This is a genomic window from Paraburkholderia sp. MM5482-R2 (genome assembly GCF_050436125.1).
Classification (GTDB): domain Bacteria; phylum Pseudomonadota; class Gammaproteobacteria; order Burkholderiales; family Burkholderiaceae; genus Paraburkholderia; species Paraburkholderia tuberum.
Genome location: NZ_JBNDLP010000001.1, coordinates 567367 through 585087, shown reverse-complemented (window position 1 = coordinate 585087; position 17721 = coordinate 567367). Strand labels below are relative to the sequence as shown.

Here is a 17721-nt window from a genome sequence, read left to right as displayed (position 1 = left end):
CCGCTAGTGTGTACTATCTGACCTGGGACATCGGACGATCACTGTCGATTGAACCCTCCTCCGATGTGTAATCGCAGCCTGGCTCGAATACGATTCCGGGAGACGATGGAATGCGCGTACTGATCGTCGACGACCATGAGCTGTTCAGAGCCGGATTGGCGCTTCTACTGACGGAACTCTTTCCGAACATCGAGTTGCTGCACGCGAGCACGTTGTCGCAGGGTTTGAATCATGCGCTTTGTGACCTCCTGAACATCGTTTTTCTCGATCTCGACCTGCCCGATGGCAACGGTTGCAACGCGCTTGCCGAATTGAAGGAATCGCGACCGTCCTTACCGGTGATCGTGATATCGGCCGATGAGCGAGTGGAAACCATCAGTCGATGCATCCAACTTCGCGCCATGGGATACGTGCCCAAATCGTCGCCGCCTGAAGCGCTTCGTGCGGCGATAAGCGCGGTGCTTGCGGGGGGCGTATTCCTACCAGCCTCCAGCATCGCCAGCCTCAGTCGTGAGATGGACACTGATGAGACTCCGGCAAATGGACCTGAGGATCGTGAGCCGCGCGTTAAATCGGAAACGAGCAATGCATCCGAGCTGGGACTCACACCGAGAGAGTTCGAAACGTTGGCGTGGCTGGTGCGCGGACTTCCGTCCAAGGCCATTGCCCTGAGAATGGGCCTCGAGGACATTACGGTACGGAAATACATCAGTCATCTGCTTGCGCATTTCAATCTCCGGCGCCGTACGGAACTCATCGTCATGCTGGCGAATAGCGGGATCAAGCTCGGCGTCCCGCCGGTCACGGATCCGGCGCTTGACCGAAGACTACCGGCTGCTGGGGGACAATCAACCGACTGACTTCAGGCAGCGTGCTTTCTGGAGTGGAAGACTTGCTTAACAGCACGATGCACAACGCCTCGTGCGTGGCCGCAGCGCGAAAAAAAAGCAAAATAACAGGTCGCTATCCCTACTAACAGCCACAAATGTATCAGCCAGGTGACGCGCGCTCGCCCAGCGCCTGACCACTTCAGGAACGAGCTGCGTCGGGAGGCGAGTATCCGACATGTCACCGGGATCGGACGATAACAGTGCATACATCTTTCGCCGACGATTGCTGTCGACCGCCTACGCATGTGCGTTGCGACGGCGTTTCGCCTGACCAAGAATGAGTATGACAGCAGCGCAGAGGGTGCATTCGCCGAGTGTACCCAGAGCGGTTGGTCGTCGTGAAGAGCTGAACCGGCCTTGGCTCGTGCGACGACTGCTGCAGGTCGACATGAAGTGAACAGGCTGATTGCTTTAACTCCAACGAGCCCTCTCACGAAACCTTATCAATCAATCACCACCGGTGTTGCGGCTCGTGCGCGACACGCTCGATGCGCGTGGACTTCGAGCTCGGGGCACGCAAATAACGAATCGCATGAATGGAAAACTCAACGTACACAAAGGAACCAGCATGAAATCACCACTGATAGTCGCATCCGCCGTCGTGCTGTTTGCCGTGGCCGGTGTTGCCCATTCGCAAGGCACACCGGAAGCCTCTCAACCCGCCCCGCAAGAAAGCGCCGCAACACAAGCCGCTGACCCGAGTGCGGGGATGGAAGCATACGGCGGTACGCCCGACACACGGGTACAAGCCGGTGCAAAACATGCCAGACCGTGCCGGATGGATCCACAATGCAACGTTTTTTTTGGAGGGAGCTAACACCGATCTGACGGCGCGCGAGCCATGACTGGAAAGTGGTCCGGCTTACCGAGTTCGCTGTCACTCTTTCAGGTGGCGCCTCCTGAGAGGGGAGGCGCCACGACACGCGAGAGGCCCGACGGCGCTTCAGGAGCAAGTGAAAGGGGCGTCATAACGAGCATTTGGGCGGTCGCGAAGCTTGAGTTCGAAATCGCCGCGCCAGTTGCAGCTGGCAGGACGTCAGCGTGGTGCGGGCCACGGCCAACTCTTCTTCGCGTCAATTCAACCTTCGCGGGAACGCTCACTTAAGACGACGTCTGGGCCGCGCATTTCTGGAATTCCTTCCCCGGCCGCGAGTTCGGCGTCGCTAACGCAATCCATTGATGACGAAAGGTGAAGAAATGAAAGTGAAACCCTCGGCCGTAACCATCGTGCTATTCCTGCTCACCGCGGCCGGCGCTGCCTACTCTCAGGAAATGCAACCGTTAGACGCCACTAGCCACTCCTCCAGCCAGCAAGCAATAAATTCATCGCAGCGGGCGATGCCGACGGACGGCGACAGTCCGTGGGACCATGGAGCCCAACCTGGCGGACGAGATGGTTACGGCAAAGCCCGAGACGGTCAACCGTGCGTGGTCGGCCTGTCGTGCGATATCTATCAGGGTAGTTAACTTGGCGGCTGTGTCGCGATAAGCCAACTCGCTCTCTGAAACGACCGGGACGACCGATACGATTGATAAAAGAGATGCCGAATGGGTCGAAAGTGCAAGGGCACCGGTCGCGGAAGCTGCCGTCGGACTGCTCAACGCCGCCGCTGACGGCAATGCCCCTAGCTGACGCAGAACCGAACCCCGGTCCCACGTCGGCTATGGCCGACGAAGCAACATTCGCCTTCGCCAGTCGAATGACTGTTTACTGGGCGGACCCGACGTCTGAACGTCCGAGCGACGCGACGGCCGAATGACGCTTCCTGGCCGGCTCCTGCCCGATGCGGACGGTTCAAGCCATTTAGCGTGCAGTCAGCCTGTTCGTCAGCTATCTCCGCGATAGCTTTGCCGACGGATTTCCGATGTAGCGGCCTCTGTCGTGCCGGAGAAAACCGCCTCGCCCGCGTCGAGACACGGGACTCTCGTTTCAGGGCTGAACCTCATAGGGCGGGAGGGCGCATAGGTGTTGATCGTCCAATGCGCCACCGACGGTGAAGTGATACAGGCTCTGCCAGGCGTGATCTTTCAGGCCGAGCAGCGCGTGCATTTCATCGTCGAAAAAGCAGCCGATCCCCGTGGCGCGCACTCCGGCGGCTTCGGCTTCGAGATAGAGCGCCTGGCCGAGCATGCCGCATTCCCAGAAAAGGTGGCGATATCGCCACGGCTCTTTCAAGGCGATTTCGAAACTCGCGAGCATCCCCAGCGCAAAGCAGGAATCAGCGCCGATATCCTGGTCGCAGCAGATCAACTTTGCCGCGGCGCGCAGGTCGTAAGGCAGCAGAAAATAGAGCGGCAGACAGTCTGGTCCGATCTTTTGCCACAGCCATTCCGGACGCATGGACTGTTTGAGATCCTGCAGCGCGCCCCTATTTCTCACGAGCATATACAGGCCCGGCTCCAGGCCGTCCACGCGGTGCACGAATAGTGCCGCGTGCACTGCGGGAGCAGACATCAGTGCATTCCACGGCGGCGTGTCGCGACGTGGCAACAGGCACGCCAGCATGCTGAAAAACGCCCCCGTGGTGATGCACGTCGTACCGTCAAAATTCACCGCACTGCGACGCTGTCGGGCGATCCGGGCAAAGTTGAGATCGAGGGCCGGCGTCGCGGGCGGCGGGCGCTGTTGCGGAGTCGACGAGGTCGGTGCGCGAGTCGGGGGCTTATGCGTGACGCGATGAATCGAATCGATATCCGCCCACGTCACGTGTCCCGAGCTCAGCTGATTCGCGCGCCCGTGCCACTGAGCCTTGTCCAGCGCGGTCCGCATGCGCTCGAGATCAGGCCGCAATGCAGGCTTGCCGATCCAGAGCAAAACATCCGGCGCCTCTCTTTCGGCCACTCCGAAGTCTTCCCTGCGGTCCAATCCAAGCAAGTCGGCCACTGCGTCATCGGCGGTCTCCTCAAGCAGCCGCGTCTGCCAGCCTAGCGCTGCCGCCGAGTAGCTCACTGCGGCGACGACATGGCCGCAATCGTGCTGGCAGTATCGCCAAGCGCGCATACCGTATTTCCACGCCTCGCGCCAGTAGATCGAGCTTACGCCGAGCAGGACGCCGCTCTCTGAAAACGCCTCGGTCCATTGCGGATCCTCCACTGCGGCGCGATGTTCAAGCGCATGACTCCGGCTCAGATAGTGATACACGCCTCCGGGCAAGTCGGGCAGTGCCGGACACAGCAGATAGCCCTCGGTCGGATGCAGATTTCCGCTCGATGGGTTGCAACGTAGTGCCCACCGCTGGGCGCCATAGGATTTCCACGCCGACAGGCCGAGCGAAAGTTCGAACAGGATTGCCAGATTGGATAGATCGAATCCGTGCGCGAGCGGCAGGGTGCCGCGGCGTAGATCGTTGTAGCGAGTCGCGAGTGTGTCCGCGGCTAACGGCAGACCAACGCGCGCCGTGCCGTGAAACACACGGAACGGATCCGGCTGGGTTGCCCAATCCAGCCTCCCGGGGCCGGGAGCGTAGGAGTTGACGCGGTGCTTGCTGCGTTCGTGATATTCAAGCAGCGCATGCTTTAGCGGGTCCATGTTCACCTCAGACCAAGAATACCCGCACGTGCGGCTGTCCGGAGCACGAGCCGATGCAAATTGCCGCTCCCGAGATGCGGGGGCATTCTCGGGACGCGATGGTTCGGCAACTGCTATTCAATGCGTAGTGCTGGCACCAGCCCGCCCGGACTCGGCCATCACGGCGAGAAGCTTCGCGCGGTCGGGTGGACCGCCAGCATTGACGATTGCTCCAACATCACGGAAATACTGAGCGCCAATGTCGGGCGCAATGACGATCAAGGCGCGGGCCGAGTTGCTGTGCGGGTTGCTGAAGTGATGGGCCGCTCCGCGTGGGGTGAACATCCAGTCTCCTGGCGACAGGTCCCGCTCTACGCCATCGACCGAGTACCGCAGTATGCCCTCGAGCGCATAGACGCACTCCTCGTTATGGGTGTGTCGATGCGGCGGTGGAACGTGTGAGCCGGGTGGCACAGTCAATTCGAATACACCCATGCCGCCAGTAGCGGTTCCATCAATCAGGTATCGAATGCTCAATTGACCGACCTCGATGGGTTCGCCTGGTACCGCGCCGCCTGGAGTCATTCTCTGTCTCCGTCAAGTCGAGGATTCTCGTCGCCGCCCGCGGCCTGCGCGCCGAGCGGCAGCCGCACCTGGAACGTCGTCGCGCCCGGCTGCGACGCTACGGTGATCGCGCCGTCATGCCGGTTGACGACGATCCGGTAGGCGATGTCGAGACCGAGACCGCAGCCCTTGCCGCTGGTGGGACGCGACTCGAGATCAATCTGTCCCACGAAGTGCCGCGCCAGATGCACCGCCTAGCACGTGACGTGCAGAATCGCGTTTGTTCCATGAGCGCGCTCCTTGAGGGTGGCGATGGCTTCCTCCGTCGGCACGATAAGCAGTCGGACCTTCCGGCGCGCGGCCTCTTGCTTCACCTCTTCCATCACCGGCAACGCTCCGGTGCCCGTGCCGATCACGAGGCGCTGGCAACTCCAGGGAATGGCCTCGGCCATCGATAGCGGTGTATGCCCGAACGCTTCGCGGAACGCCTTCGATGGCTTCTTTTTGCGTTTGCGAACCTGCCCGCGGTCGATCACCACATCATGCTGATAAGTAACGCCATCTATGCGGATAGAACCAAAAGAAAATGCGTCGAAGTGCATAGCCGCCTCCACTGCTCCTGCACTGGCCACGAATCATTGCATCAGGCCAACAAACGCCTGGCCAGCAAATCGATTATAGGTACGGAGCCGGGTTGCGCTGCAGCACGAACCGAGGCAACTGATGATCGTGAAGGAGGCTGAACATAACGATTGGATTGGCTATGTCGACGAAACCTGGTGGCGGGAGGCGATCGGCTTCCTGCTCGCGCCTCCCAATTGAAATATGAAGACCCGCTCCGTCCCGCCCAGGCGGGAAAACGTCTATGTCCTCGATGCGAAGAACAGGCCCGTCGAGGTGTTCGACCGCGGCGAGTGGTCGCGCTGGATGGCCGAGAACGAACTGATCTTCCGCCGCACGCTGCTGGAAGAATCCGGCGTAACGGTCACGACCCGCTTCCGAGGTGTGTCCGAAGCCAGGACTGGGGAGCCCTTGCTGTTTGTGACGCGCATCGCCGGAATGCAAGCGCGAGAGAACAAGAGCTACGGAACACGGATGCTCGATGAGGCGCTGGAGCTGCATGAGCGCATCGTGCAAAAAATCCTGCGGATGCTGACGGGGCGGTGATCGACACAGCGCGACGATGCTCGCGACTGTCTATAGACCCGGGTCGCCAAACGCGTCATTAACAAGGCGTGGTTCGAAAAGGGCATGCATGGAGTTGTCAGCGCGGCATGCGAATGGCTGTTGGCGTACAGGGCCGGAGCGCCGATCAGAACAGTTCAGGGCATCAGTCCCGGCTCGTAAAGACCGTCAATATCCCCGTGTAGCCGTAAAGGTGATCCCTTGCGATCTCGCCGCCGGCGAAGAATCCCACCAGCGGCACGTCACCTAGCGCCTTTCGCACCGTCTGCAATTCCGCATGCCGCGCACCGAAGTGCGGGCCGCCCCGTCCCGAGCAACTGACATACAGGGCGCCCGATAGGTGCCCCGCCGTGCCGCTTTCGAGTTCCGCGCGGATTTCCGTTGCAATGCGCACCAGATCGACCCGGGCGGCTTCGGGGTTGCGCGTGCAAAAGGGCGAGATGCATGCCGGGCTCGACCAGATCCGCAATCGCCAAGACCCGGTGCTCCAGATCCACGCCCAGCAGGTGCCGCACGAGTGTATCCGCGCCGAACCTTCCAGGCCACTTCGGCACGTCCTCGGCGCCGATGCTCAAGCCCACCAGGGTGGTGGACAGCGCCTCCGAAAACGCATCGATTGGCAGATCCAGGTCGAGTCCAAGATCTTGCAACACGCAATCGAGTGCAGGCCTGCGGTCCAGCGTGACCACCAGATTGTGTTCGGCCTGCGTGATGGTGCGCAGCGGCCCGATCGGCTGGCAGCCCTGCGTCACACGTGAGATCAGACCGACCTCGGGGCCGAAGAGCACTCCGGACAGACCGCCGGTGAACACGCCGTCAGCCATGTGTAGCGGACGGTTTCGCGCCGAGGATAGCCCGCCGAAGAGATATCCAGTGGTTGTGCGTGCGCTCAACTCGTGCAGCAATTCTTGCACGTCGGGTGTGCCGCCCTCGGCATGTACCAGCGCGGTATGGGCCACGAACCCAGAGGACGTCGCAGGCATTGGCTGCAGGCCGGAGAATAGCCGGAACGATTCCCGTGGCAGCGGCGCGACCATCAACACTAGGGCCGGTTCGTCGAAGTATTCGATGCCGCTAGCGGCCACGCCGACACCGGCCGTACCGACCCAAGCGACGCCGGGCAGACCCCGGTGCAACTCACTGAGGATTGCCTCGGACGCGGGTGCGTAATAGTCGCTCAGGTAGCACCAACCGAGCGTGAACGGTCCGGGTTCATTTTCCTGTGCCGCACGCGTCGAAATTTGAGTTTGCACTTGCCTCTGGCACTCGGCCAGGGCCACCCGCCAATCGGCGTGGGCAGCGTGTGCGTGGACAAACGAAGCGCGAGACATGGCGGAAACGTGTCGAAGACCAGAATAAATTGGACCTACGCAGGCAAGGTATGTTCAGCCGGCCGTTGAGCAACCCGCGATCAAGGCGGCAGGCGGACCGACTGCCTATCCGAATTTCAGCCTCTACCACATCAACGAGTGGGGGGGCGAAGGCTGCGTCGAGGCGGTGGCCCGGAAAGTCGCGCCGTTCAACATCGAGTTCACCCTGGTCGAACCCGCCCCGGTCAGGATGAGCCTCGGCGGCGAACTGTCAGTCGACATAGACTAGTCACCGGCCACTTCTGGCCGCGCGCCGCGTCCCGCGATAGGCTCATGTCGACCCACTACGGACATACATGGCCAGTGCCGGACTTTGACCGCCTGGTCACCTACGGCGAGTTCGCGCAGCGCCGGTATGCAATAGGGAAAGCCGCCGTCGACGCGGCCCGACAGTACCGGGAAGCTCGCCTCGTTGAAAACCACGAGCGACAGCTCCAGGCCGAGCAGATTGCAAATCAGCAGTTCGCAAACAGCATGTCCGCGTGGGCGAACTACATGCACGCGGTCAACGCGCGGCAGCCGCAGACAGTGCATCTATTGGACGACCACGAACCTCGGCGGCGGCATGGCAAGCACGAACTGCAACTGACGCCTGGAGCGCCGCAAGCAGCGTACGTGCGATTTCCCACCCAGATAAAGCGCTAGCTGAGTTTCGGCCAACGGATTCAGTGGACGACGGCGCTATGCGTCGAAGTACATTGGCTCGAGCGACAAAGATATGCCAAACGCTGATGCTTGAAGTTGCCCATGAGCGCCGTAGAACTGCAGTTCGCCGCGTTGGCCGACGACGATGACCTCGCGGGCACCATCCTCCAGGTAGGCCCGGACTCTGTGCCCAATATCTTGCGGCATCCGTCGGTCCAGAAGCACTTCCACGCACAGGTCCGGAACAAACGGAACAGGGAGTTCCCGGTCGATTGATTCCCACCTCTCCGGGGGCATCCACACCACGTCAGGTACACGGATCCCAAAGGAGCGGGTCGCCACCGCAACCGACATCGCCGCGACGTGGCCTATCGTCTCGGCAATCTGGCAGTACACGTCAGTCATGACAATCTGTCGTCGACCTGAAGGATGCGGATGCGGCACGATTTCGCCGCATGCGTCGAGCTCAGAACATTCCAAGGCGCCCGTTTCGGCGCCAGAGTTAATCCGGCACCATGTAGCAACGAGTCCGTCCTGCTGAAGCAAAGTCGACACGAACAAGCCTCCGGTAGGGAAGTTGCGTAAGCGTATACCCTTTTCTTTTGAATTTAACAATTCAGTTGTTGTGCGACGCACAACTCCGGCTCAGTAATGTCAAGCTCGAATCTTGAAACCGCCTCAATTTCCAGCGCACGCGCGCGCCGGCCGCTGGGGTGCGAGACAAGCCTCAGCCCGGGAATGCTGAGGCAACTTCTTAAGAAATTTGTGCGTCGCGCAAAAACTTCCGAGGTTTAACGCAGTCTTATCGGCTGAGGCCGAGAGACCGTCCTCTGCGTGAGACATATGAAAGTGTTAGCGTGGTGGATTCGCCGGTCGGTCTTTTCACAGGCGTACAACGTTCGGCACGCGACTCCGAACCGCGCCGTACGGTCTGGCAGCCACAAGGCCTCAGTTCACGCTGCAAAGGGAATTGATATGGAACTAGATTTGGAGACATTTCGGCAACTTCGTCGACTAGCGCCGGTACTCGACGACATACTTACCGCGAAAGAGGTCGACCATCCAGACCAGGCTCTGAACCTGGCGGACCTCGCAGAGGTGTGCTCGCGCCTGTTCGACGCATATCACTGCACGCATCCCGATGAAATTGCGCGGGCTCGGCTCGACGCGCTTGAGCCGCACTGAAAAGCCAGCGTAGGGACGCGTCAATATCGAGCATGTCGGCCGGCAATATCCTTGTTGGCGACGTCACTCACCGCTCCGTCCGTACTTCCGCGCATGCCAGTATCCAGCAAGCGAGACGATGCGGTATCGCGCAGGACCGGTTAGGAGCGTCTACGTTGCTAACGTCGGCCGCACTTCATCACAGCGCCCGCTCGCCCCTCGGGCCAATTTTCGTCAAAGCCTTGTAGTTACCTCTTGCCGCCAGAAGGTGCTGCGTTCCCGCGGTTGCCGCCAGATGTGCCACCAGTAGTGCCCGGCCAGTTTCCGCCGTAGAAACCGTTCGGCGCTCGGCCGCGTCCAGGGCTACCAGTCTTCGAGCCCGCTGCCGGGGACTGCCCGCCTGTTGTCTGCCCACCGTTGCTCTTGCTCATAGTTCACCTCCGAGTGCAATGACTGTCGGCCACCGGGACGGCGGCGGCTGGATCACCGCTTCTGCGCTGCTCCACCCTGCCGCGCCGTCCCACCATCGCTGAAGCACATTTATCTGTAGTCCTTTGTATCAAGCCCTGACTCCGTTCACCCTGGAGGTTGCGTGGTGCGATGCGCACGGTGGCTCCACATCGTGCTGACTTCAGCCGCGTGTTGATATGCGAGTTGTAAATTCCGTCGCCGAACCTCCCCGCCTGGACAGGCGGTGCGCCGACCGCCGCAGGTCCGCCGGGGTAGCGTACCTGCGGCGATTATTAGACATGGTTTACTCTAAATGCCGCAAACCCTTGCTGGTATTGGTGAGGGCGAGAGGATTTGAACGACCGAATCCCTGCACGCTCATTACCCACATTTCACCGTCAATTCAATGGCTTGCGCTCTTCTGTCTAACTTTTTGCCGTGGAAACAGGCCAGTTCTGGTGCGGCTTTCCGGCCGTTCATGTTTGCAAGTTAGACGTCGGGATCACGGCCAGATGAGGCCGTGCCATGTACGCGCCAACGAGCCATTCACCGATCGGAGCGCAGACGCACACGGCGGTCCTGAACTATACCGATCGCTTCGGTCGGGAACAGGACTGTTCCGCCGCTCGCCTTGCACCCTGTCGACAGGGTCAGCCAGGAGCTGAAATGCCTGGCGGTCCGCCATGGGTCGAGATCGGTGCCGCATACGGCGACGAGACGCACAGCCCGGCAGGAGCCGATTCAATGAATCTGGGTGAGGTCGACGCCAGCAAGCTGGTGCATGAGGGTACGCACGGCGAAGCTCAGCGCGTTGGGCTGCTGGATCCGACTGCGCATCTTTCCCAATGGCTATTGCGGCACGGCCTTACAGGCGGAAAGCATGGCCAATGTGCACTTGATCCAGGCATCGCATTCGTCAACGCGCGCCTGGTAGAAGTCATTGAATGCCAGGGCCGGTTGCAGCGCGAAGACGTGTTCGGGAAGATAGTTGCCCACCAGGGCGGCCCGGATCGGCTCGACGCGGGACCCGCAGTTGCGATCACGCATCGCACAGCCAGCGCGCCGGGATCCCGGCTGCCGGAGTGTTTCCTGCTGGTCAGACACGTTACCGTAGCGAGCATACACACACTATCCAACCCGGCTGTCTCGCCGCAGCGCAGCCACTGCGCCCGCCTGCCCTCACCCGATCGTGCGTCCGCCCGGGTCCCATCGCTCACCTTTAACTTTCCCGACTTTGATCAGTCTGCCTTCGTCTGACTCATGACGACCCAATGCGGCCGGTCGCGAATCGCAGCATCAATGTCGCATTTCGGAATTCTAGCTGTCGTTCGCCGGTCGCGACGCACCTGGCGCGTCTTTGTCTTGCACAGTCACTCTCAAGTGAGAGACAGCGGCTTCCAAAAAAAGGCCGAGACTTATCTGAGCAAGCGGGCATCAATTGGCGAAACCCCTTGTAATTGCCGAAATCGGTCAGTCGCTCTTTGCCTTAATCGCGCGCATTATCTTGGTGCGACCGGCGTGCTTTTCCGGACTACCCGGTTGCCGCTGTCAACAACATACAGCCGACGCCGTTGCGGCCCCGGTCATTGGCTTTTTTATAGCGCGTTACATGCATACGGCGATAAGAGTGCGTTCGGCGAAAGCAATCCGCCTGCAGACCGCGGGCGCCTGATCAAGCTCTAAAGCAAGCTTCAGTTTCTCGGTTCGACTTTCAAGAAATGGACGCGTCCGCTCGAGTCTCCCGCTGCGAGCACTTTAGCGCACCCAGAGAAAGCGAGCGACAAAATCTTTGCCTCAGCGACGAAGCCGACAGACCCCGTCCAGCGTCCGTCATCTTCCTGCCAGACGCGAATCGTCTTGTCCACCGATCCGGACGCGAGGCGCCCGCCGGGCAGTGCCGCGAGCGCGGAGACCGGCTCTGTGTGGCCCTCAAGCGTCGCTTGGCACTCGCCGCTTTCGGGGTTCCACAGCCTAACTGTTTTGTCGTTTGATCCTGACGCTAGCCGCCCATCGGGGAGCACCGCTAACGCGGATACTAAGTCTGAGTGCCCTCTGAGCGTCGCTACGCAGAAGAATTCCTCCGGATCCCACAGCCTAATCTTTTTGTCGTACGATCCGGACGCAAGCCGCCCGTCGGCCAGCACCGCGAGCGCGAATACGTTATCAATGCATGCTTGACGCCCCGACAAGCGTATGTCATCTGCCAGGTCCCACACCTTGATCCAGTCATGATCAGAACTTGACACGAGGCGCCCGTCGGCCAGCACCGCAAGCGCGGTCACCCGTGCGAAACGCTGATAGGTCGCCCCGAAGCGTTGGAAAGTCGCCTCGCAAGCGCCGGTCGTTGGGTTCCATAGCTTTACCGTCAAGTCCGCAGCCGCCGACGCTAGGCGTCCATCCGCGAGCACCGCGAGGGCGGTCACTTCTTCTGTGTGACCTTCAATCTTCTCCTCGCACGCACCACTCGTCGAGTTCCAAATGCTAATGGTCGGATCGTCCCAGTCGTCCGACGATCCTGAGGCGAACCTCCCATCGCTCAAGGCCGCGAGCGTACATACCGAACCCGCGTGTCCTTCGCCCGCTGCATCGCTTGGGCCGCGCGCTAGATTCCATAGTTTGATCGTTCTGTCGTCCGACGCTGACACGAGTCGCCCGTCGGTCAACACCACGAGCGTTCGTATGCGATCAATATGTCCTTCGAGCGACACTTCGCACGCGCCGCTTGTTGGGTTCCACACTCTGATAACGTGGTCATCTGACGCCGCCGCCAGCCGTCCGTCTGCCACGGCCGCAAGTGCGAACATCGCGCCAGCTGCTTCGAGCCTCACCTCACCGCCACTGGTGGGGTTCAGCAGTCTGACGCTGCCGTCCGCTGATGCCAAAGCGAGCCGCCCGTCGCCGAGCACCGCGAGCTCAGAAACCGGAGCGCCTTCTTCAAACTTGGCCTCGCAAACACGGCTCGCGAGGTTCCAAAGCCTGACTGTCCCGTCGTCCGAAGCCGATGCGAGCCTTCCGTCGGCCAGCGCAGCGAGGGCGTTCACTCGGTCCATATGTCCTTGAAAGACCGCCTGGCACGCATTGCCCGCTGGATCCCAAAGTCTGATCGTATTGTCCCAAGACCCCGACGCAAGCCGTCCGTCGGCCAACAGCAAAAGGGCGCTAACGAATTGCGTATGACCCTCGAAAGTCTTCTGGCATGCGCAGCTCACTCGATTCCACAGCTTAATCGTACCGTCCCACGACCCCGACGCTAGTCGTCCATCGGGCAGCACCACGAGCCCGGTAACCCGAGCAGTATGCCCTCGGAGAGTGGCCTCACATACGCCACTTTCCAGGTTCCAAAGTCTAATCGTGTTGTCCCCGGCCCCCGATGCCAGCCGGCTGTCGCCGAGCGACGCGAGTGCGGTTACTTCCTCCGTGTGGCCTTCGAAGGTACGGAGCAGCGCTTCGGCCGAACGCAGGCTCTCGGTGAGAGGCCGTAAGCCAGCGGAACTCACGAGTTGCCCTGCTGCCTGCGCGCACAAGGCGCGGACCTCCGGATCGATCTGCGACTGCAGCCGCCCAAGAAGCTGCGACGCCAGCAGATCGGCTTTCGGCCAGTCGTTATCGTCGTGTCCAAACACGTGTGCGCCGTGGCGAAGGGCGCGCTCCAGCGCCATAGCTGCAGGAGTCCTTTCCACGTCTGCAAAGTCCATCAGCAACGCTTTTACTCCCGCTGCACGCAGCCGGGCTTCGAGCCAGCGGAAGTCGAGGAGTAGCTTCGTGAAATGGACCGTGCGCTCCTGCGGGCTGAGGTACGCGGCGAGATGCCGCGCCAGATACCTCGAGTCATGCGCCCGCCCCGCGGCTAGCTCTCGGCGAGCCCACGCTGCAATTAGTAGTTCCGAGTCTTCCGGCGCAACCGAAAAGCGGTCCGCACGGGGGAAACCCTCGTCAGTTTCTTCGCTGAGCCATTGTGCAAGGGAAAGGTGGTCGAATGAATAGCGCTTGGAACGAATACGCAGGAAGTCTTCGAACCGCCTGAGCATCTGCGCGATGCGAGCTTCAGACATGTTGAGAATTGCCGCCAGCTCTGCTCGCGACAACGGTTCGCGCTGGACACACAGCACGCCCAGGAGTGCGCCGACAGGTTGGAAATTTTCCTCTTTCGCGAAACGTCGCTGAAACGCATCTAGATAAAACCCGTCCAAACCTGGTGGCAGACCCTTTAGGCGGTCGAGCGGCAGCACGCCGCGCTCGACATCGTTAAGTACCATGACAGCGTACAGAAATTTGCCGCCCCCTTGGTTAGCGCTCGACAGCAACGTAGCTATCTCGTCCGCGCTCTTGTTGCCACCTTCTAGTACCCGTGACAGTGCACCGCCGGCGCACCGACTGGTCACGTAGTGACGTATATCGTCGAGATTGCGACTATCTTCGGCGTCCAGCATCTCGCATTTGAACGAGCTTTTAATTGGCTGCAAGACTTCAAGTCGCCGTCGGCTCGTCGCGAGAAGTCTCAGCCACCCAGGTAGACGTCTTGCACGGGACGCCAGCAACCGCACGATCGTGATTGGAGCACTGCTGCTCGGGTTGCCCTCGAAGTCGAGTGCCTCGTCCAGCGCGTCCACGAGCAACACCTGCGGCCCAGCAGGCAACTTGATCGCGTTGAGAGGGCCAATGACCGCTCGTTCGAACGCGCTTCCCGGATCAACCTGTACGTCATCGAGCCAGCGGCGGGCGTCCGGGTTACTCTGGACGACCGAGCGGTATTCTGGCAGCGTGTTGGCGAGTTGTGCCGCAACGCTGCGTACAAACGTCGCCGGATTTAGCGTTTCAGCAGTGTCGTGATGACAAAAGTGGCCGGCCGCAATTCGAAGGCCGCGCGTATTGCATGTGAGCTCGGCCATAAAAGCCGATTTGCCGACACCGTAGTCGGCGCAGATTAGTAGCGCCTGCGCGCCGGCATTGTCGTCATACCACGCACGCACTTCGTCGAACAGCCAATCGCGCCCAGTGAAGTCCGTGCGCTTTTCGCTGATGTAACCAGAGAAATCCCATGGTCGCGGCCATTGCAACGACACCGGCGACGACGCTGGATAGTGGTGGTGGATTTCGACCGACGCACTCGCACCCGGACCGTACGCCTGCGCGATACCGTCGCCCTGTGCGGACTGCCACCCGTGATCCGGTTCAGTCATTTTTCGTAGGTGGTCGCGAATCGTGGAAGGTGACGCTCGCGGAGCCGCCGTCACTTGCCTGGGCGATTCCCGTGCCGTGAGCGAACTGGACGTTGTGCTTGTAACCCGATGTTGCCTTAATCTGGTCGAGGAGCGCTTGAGCAGCGGCGAGCAAATCCGGGTCGTCGCCCGCGTTCACCTCAACCAGTTCGTCTTCCACGGTTTGCCGACGACCCGCGGCGTCCGGCTTCTTCTCGAGTTTGTCGACCGCGTCTGCGACATCACTGTCGCTGCCAAACTTTTTTTTCAGCAAAGCCTTCAGTCCATCGTAACTTTCGGCGATGGCTTTTTTGGTTATTTCGCTGCTTGCACCGGCCGAGACCGCAGCGATGACGGCAGTCGTAATGGGGTCCATTGTACGCTCCGCGGACAGACGAGTTCTGGGGCCGCTCTAACTGCAAAAGCGTCGCGATAGAGCCGGCATCTGGCCATTACTATAGGACGCGAACGAATGGTGCAGTTTTCATAAATATTGGAAAGGTGTTATTGATGCTAGGAACCGCCCGCATTCTGAATGGAATGGCCGATTGCCGGGCTGAGCCGACACCCGAACGTCTGTGCGACGATCCACGCGAATGACGCCTCATGGCCGCTTATTGCCTTACGCTACCGCGTCATGTCGATCCGTTGGGAGCCCTGCGGTTGCCCGTGCCGACCTGGATCGTGTCTTCACGCGGAGTCGACGCGATCGCACTCAGCGTCGCTCTGTCCCGTATGCGCAACCTGCTCGCCAAACTGCAGGGCGGCAAGCTGGGCATAGAGCGGCGAGCTCAGAAGCAAGTCGGCGTGACGGCCCTGCGCGACGATGCGGCCTTGCTCCAGCACGACAATGCGGTCCGCTTGCTGTACGGTCGCGAGGCGGTGCGCGATGACCAGCGTGGTGCGGTTCTGCGCGGCATTGTCCAGCGCCTTCTGTACGAGGCGTTCGCTGGCAGCGTCGAGCGCGCTGGTGGCCTCGTCCAGCAGCAGGACGGGCGGATTCTTCAGGATCGCGCGGGCGATCGCAATGCGTTGGCGCTGTCCGCCAGACAGTCGTACTCCGCGCTCGCCTAGGAACGTGTCGTAGCCTTGCGGCAGTTCTTCGATAAAGCCGGCCGCAGCGGCCATTTCGGCAGCCCGCTGCACTTGCGGGAGTGTGGCCTCGTGCGCGCCGTAGCGGATGTTGTCGAGCACGCTGCCCGAAAAGATCACCGATTCCTGCAGCACTGCCCCGATTCCCTTGCGCAACTCGAGGAGCGGCACCTGTCGCGTCGGGACGCCGTTGATCAGAATGTTGCCGGCCTGCGGGTCGTAAAAGCGCAGCAGCAGTTGGAACAGCGTGGTTTTGCCGGCGCCGGACGGTCCAACCAGCGCGACATGTTCGCCCGCGCGGACGTCGAGCGAGAGCCCGGCGAGTGCAGCAATGCCGGGGCGGGACGGATACGAAAAGCTAACATTGTCGAAGCGGATGCCGTCCCCGCGCGCCGGCAGCGCGACCGTCGCCTCGGCCTGCACCACCGGCGAGCGTGCCACCAGCAGTTGCAACAAACGTTCGGTGGCGCCGGCAGCCCGCTGCAGATCGCCCCACACTTCGGCGACAGCTCCCACAGCGCCGGCGGTGAACACCGCGTAGAGGATGAACTGGGACAACTGGCCGGCCGTCATCCGCCCGGCTAGCACAGCCTGCGCCCCAAGCCAGAGGACGAACACGACGGCGGCGAATACCAGCACGATAACCACGGCGGTCAACCAGGCACGCGCCCGAATGCGCTTGAGCGCGGTCTCAAAGGCCACCTCCACCGCGCCGGCAAACCGCCGCGCCTCAAAGGACTCCTGCGTGTACGACTGGACCGTCGGCATGGCATTGAGGACCTCGCCCGCCAGCGCGCTCGCGTTCGCTACCTTGTCCTGGCTGGCGCGCGAGAGGCGGCGCACGCGCCGACCGAAGACAACGATGGGAGCGACCACCACCACCAGCGTAGCGATGACGTAGCCTGACAGTACAGGGCTGGTCACTGCCAGCATCGCCACGCCACCGGTAAGCAGAAAGAAGTTGCGTAACCCCAACGACAGGCTGGTGCCCACCACCGTCTGAATCAAGGTGGTGTCGGTGGTGAGCCGCGACAGCACCTCTCCGGTCTGCGTGGTTTCGAAGAACTGCGGGCTCATCTCCAGCACGTGGTCGTAGACCGCACTTCGCAAATCGGCCGTGACCCGCTCGCCCAGCCACGACACGAGGTAGAAGCGCAGTGCCGTGGCGCCGGCCAGTACCAGCGAAACGGCGAATAACGTGAGGAAATAGCGATCGATATGCGTACGGTCACCCGCAGCAAAGCCACGGTCAATCAGGTATTTGAACGCCACCGGCAACGCCAGTGTGGCGCCCGCCGACGTCACCAGCGCCAGGAACGCGAGCGCCCAGCGCCCGGCATACGGGCGCATGAAGGGAAACAGGGCAAACAGGGGCCCTATAGCCCGCGAAGGCGGCGAAGGCGGGACAGCGTCTGGCATGAGGATTCCCGAGCGGGTAGAAGTTCATCTCGATTGTGCCAGTCCTACAGATTCGAAGGCAGCGGTCGCGTGCTTGCCGCGACTCCCCATATATATCAAGATCAAATCGATCTTCTCAGGAATGAGCCATTGCCATGACAGACAAACCCGATCCGGACGAACTGAAAGGACCCGGTGGCTTGACGTTGCGCCAGATCCACGAACAGGTACAGAGGAGCGTCGAGCGCGACCGCGAA

General features: G+C 61.2%; 12 protein-coding genes and 1 pseudogene. 4 read left to right on the top strand and 9 right to left on the bottom strand.

The window, feature by feature from the left end:
• The first annotated feature begins 110 nt into the window (after positions 1-110).
• Positions 111-860, top strand: a complete 750-nt coding sequence (locus OKW37_RS02660; RefSeq protein WP_184061688.1) for a response regulator transcription factor — start codon at positions 111-113, stop codon at positions 858-860.
• Positions 861-2820: 1960 nt separating this feature from the next.
• On the opposite strand, the gene OKW37_RS02655 is transcribed toward OKW37_RS02660, so the two are convergent.
• The 4 genes from OKW37_RS02655 to OKW37_RS02640 all read right to left on the bottom strand — a co-directional run bounded on the left by OKW37_RS02655 (position 2821) and on the right by OKW37_RS02640 (position 5564).
• Positions 2821-4419, bottom strand: a complete 1599-nt coding sequence (locus OKW37_RS02655; protein ID WP_429401103.1) for a SagB/ThcOx family dehydrogenase — start codon at positions 4417-4419, stop codon at positions 2821-2823.
• Positions 4420-4536: 117 nt separating this feature from the next.
• Positions 4537-4983: a cupin domain-containing protein gene (locus OKW37_RS02650; protein ID WP_429401101.1), complete on the bottom strand. Its 447-nt coding sequence runs from the start codon at positions 4981-4983 to the stop codon at positions 4537-4539.
• On the bottom strand, positions 4980-5192 hold the full coding sequence (locus OKW37_RS02645; protein WP_187639382.1) for an ATP-binding protein: 213 nt from the start codon (positions 5190-5192) through the stop codon (positions 4980-4982). The genes OKW37_RS02650 and OKW37_RS02645 overlap by 4 nt, the downstream gene beginning before the upstream one ends.
• Before the next feature lie 24 nt (positions 5193-5216).
• On the bottom strand, positions 5217-5564 hold the full coding sequence (locus OKW37_RS02640; protein ID WP_187639383.1) for an MTH938/NDUFAF3 family protein: 348 nt from the start codon (positions 5562-5564) through the stop codon (positions 5217-5219).
• A gap of 223 nt (positions 5565-5787) precedes the next feature.
• Here OKW37_RS02640 and OKW37_RS02635 point away from each other — a divergent pair, with 223 nt between their 5' ends.
• Positions 5788-6129, top strand: coding sequence for a hypothetical protein (locus tag OKW37_RS02635; RefSeq protein WP_429401098.1), 342 nt, complete (start codon positions 5788-5790; stop codon positions 6127-6129).
• Between the two features lie 163 nt (positions 6130-6292).
• Here the strand turns inward: OKW37_RS02635 and OKW37_RS02630 are convergent.
• Positions 6293-7478, bottom strand: a pseudogene (locus OKW37_RS02630) (FIST signal transduction protein).
• Between the two features lie 312 nt (positions 7479-7790).
• Here OKW37_RS02630 and OKW37_RS02625 point away from each other — a divergent pair.
• The gene (locus OKW37_RS02625) at positions 7791-8162 is read left to right on the top strand and encodes a hypothetical protein (protein ID WP_429401096.1); all 372 of its coding nucleotides are present in this window, start codon (positions 7791-7793) and stop codon (positions 8160-8162) included.
• 36 nt (positions 8163-8198) lie between these two features.
• Here the strand turns inward: OKW37_RS02625 and OKW37_RS02620 are convergent, their stop codons facing one another.
• Positions 8199-8717 (bottom strand): Uma2 family endonuclease, encoded by a 519-nt coding sequence (locus tag OKW37_RS02620; protein WP_187639387.1) that lies wholly within the window; start codon positions 8715-8717, stop codon positions 8199-8201.
• Positions 8718-10520: 1803 nt separating this feature from the next.
• Between OKW37_RS02620 and OKW37_RS02615 the strand changes: the two genes are divergently transcribed.
• The gene (locus OKW37_RS02615) at positions 10521-11033 is read left to right on the top strand and encodes a hypothetical protein (protein WP_429401094.1); all 513 of its coding nucleotides are present in this window, start codon (positions 10521-10523) and stop codon (positions 11031-11033) included.
• A 434-nt stretch (positions 11034-11467) separates the two neighbouring features.
• On the opposite strand, the gene OKW37_RS02610 is transcribed toward OKW37_RS02615, so the two are convergent.
• The 3 genes from OKW37_RS02610 to OKW37_RS02600 form a co-directional block, all read right to left on the bottom strand.
• Positions 11468-14956: a WD40 repeat domain-containing protein gene (locus tag OKW37_RS02610; RefSeq protein ID WP_429401092.1), complete on the bottom strand. Its 3489-nt coding sequence runs from the start codon at positions 14954-14956 to the stop codon at positions 11468-11470.
• The gene (locus OKW37_RS02605) at positions 14949-15350 is read right to left on the bottom strand and encodes a hypothetical protein (RefSeq protein ID WP_429401090.1); all 402 of its coding nucleotides are present in this window, start codon (positions 15348-15350) and stop codon (positions 14949-14951) included. Before OKW37_RS02605 ends, OKW37_RS02610 begins: the two co-directional genes overlap by 8 nt.
• A gap of 314 nt (positions 15351-15664) precedes the next feature.
• Positions 15665-17485 carry an ABC transporter transmembrane domain-containing protein gene (locus tag OKW37_RS02600; protein WP_429401088.1) on the bottom strand — a complete coding sequence of 607 codons (1821 nt, stop codon included), beginning with the start codon at positions 17483-17485 and terminating at the stop codon, positions 15665-15667.
• Between the last annotated feature and the right edge of the window lie 236 nt (positions 17486-17721).

What these genes read in the sequence shown, in the direction of transcription:
- OKW37_RS02615 (WP_429401094.1), top strand. Translation starts at nt 10,521, where the DNA reads ATGAATCTGGGTGAGGTCGACGCCAGCAAGCTGGTGCATGAGGGTACG.
- OKW37_RS02650 (WP_429401101.1), bottom strand. Translation starts at nt 4,983, where the DNA reads ATGACTCCAGGCGGCGCGGTACCAGGCGAACCCATCGAGGTCGGTCAA.
- OKW37_RS02625 (WP_429401096.1), top strand. Translation starts at nt 7,791, where the DNA reads ATGTCGACCCACTACGGACATACATGGCCAGTGCCGGACTTTGACCGC.
- OKW37_RS02660 (WP_184061688.1), top strand. Translation starts at nt 111, where the DNA reads ATGCGCGTACTGATCGTCGACGACCATGAGCTGTTCAGAGCCGGATTG.
- OKW37_RS02655 (WP_429401103.1), bottom strand. Translation starts at nt 4,419, where the DNA reads ATGGACCCGCTAAAGCATGCGCTGCTTGAATATCACGAACGCAGCAAG.
- OKW37_RS02605 (WP_429401090.1), bottom strand. Translation starts at nt 15,350, where the DNA reads ATGGACCCCATTACGACTGCCGTCATCGCTGCGGTCTCGGCCGGTGCA.
- OKW37_RS02610 (WP_429401092.1), bottom strand. Translation starts at nt 14,956, where the DNA reads ATGACTGAACCGGATCACGGGTGGCAGTCCGCACAGGGCGACGGTATC.
- OKW37_RS02640 (WP_187639383.1), bottom strand. Translation starts at nt 5,564, where the DNA reads ATGCACTTCGACGCATTTTCTTTTGGTTCTATCCGCATAGATGGCGTT.
- OKW37_RS02635 (WP_429401098.1), top strand. Translation starts at nt 5,788, where the DNA reads ATGAAGACCCGCTCCGTCCCGCCCAGGCGGGAAAACGTCTATGTCCTC.
- OKW37_RS02600 (WP_429401088.1), bottom strand. Translation starts at nt 17,485, where the DNA reads ATGCCAGACGCTGTCCCGCCTTCGCCGCCTTCGCGGGCTATAGGGCCC.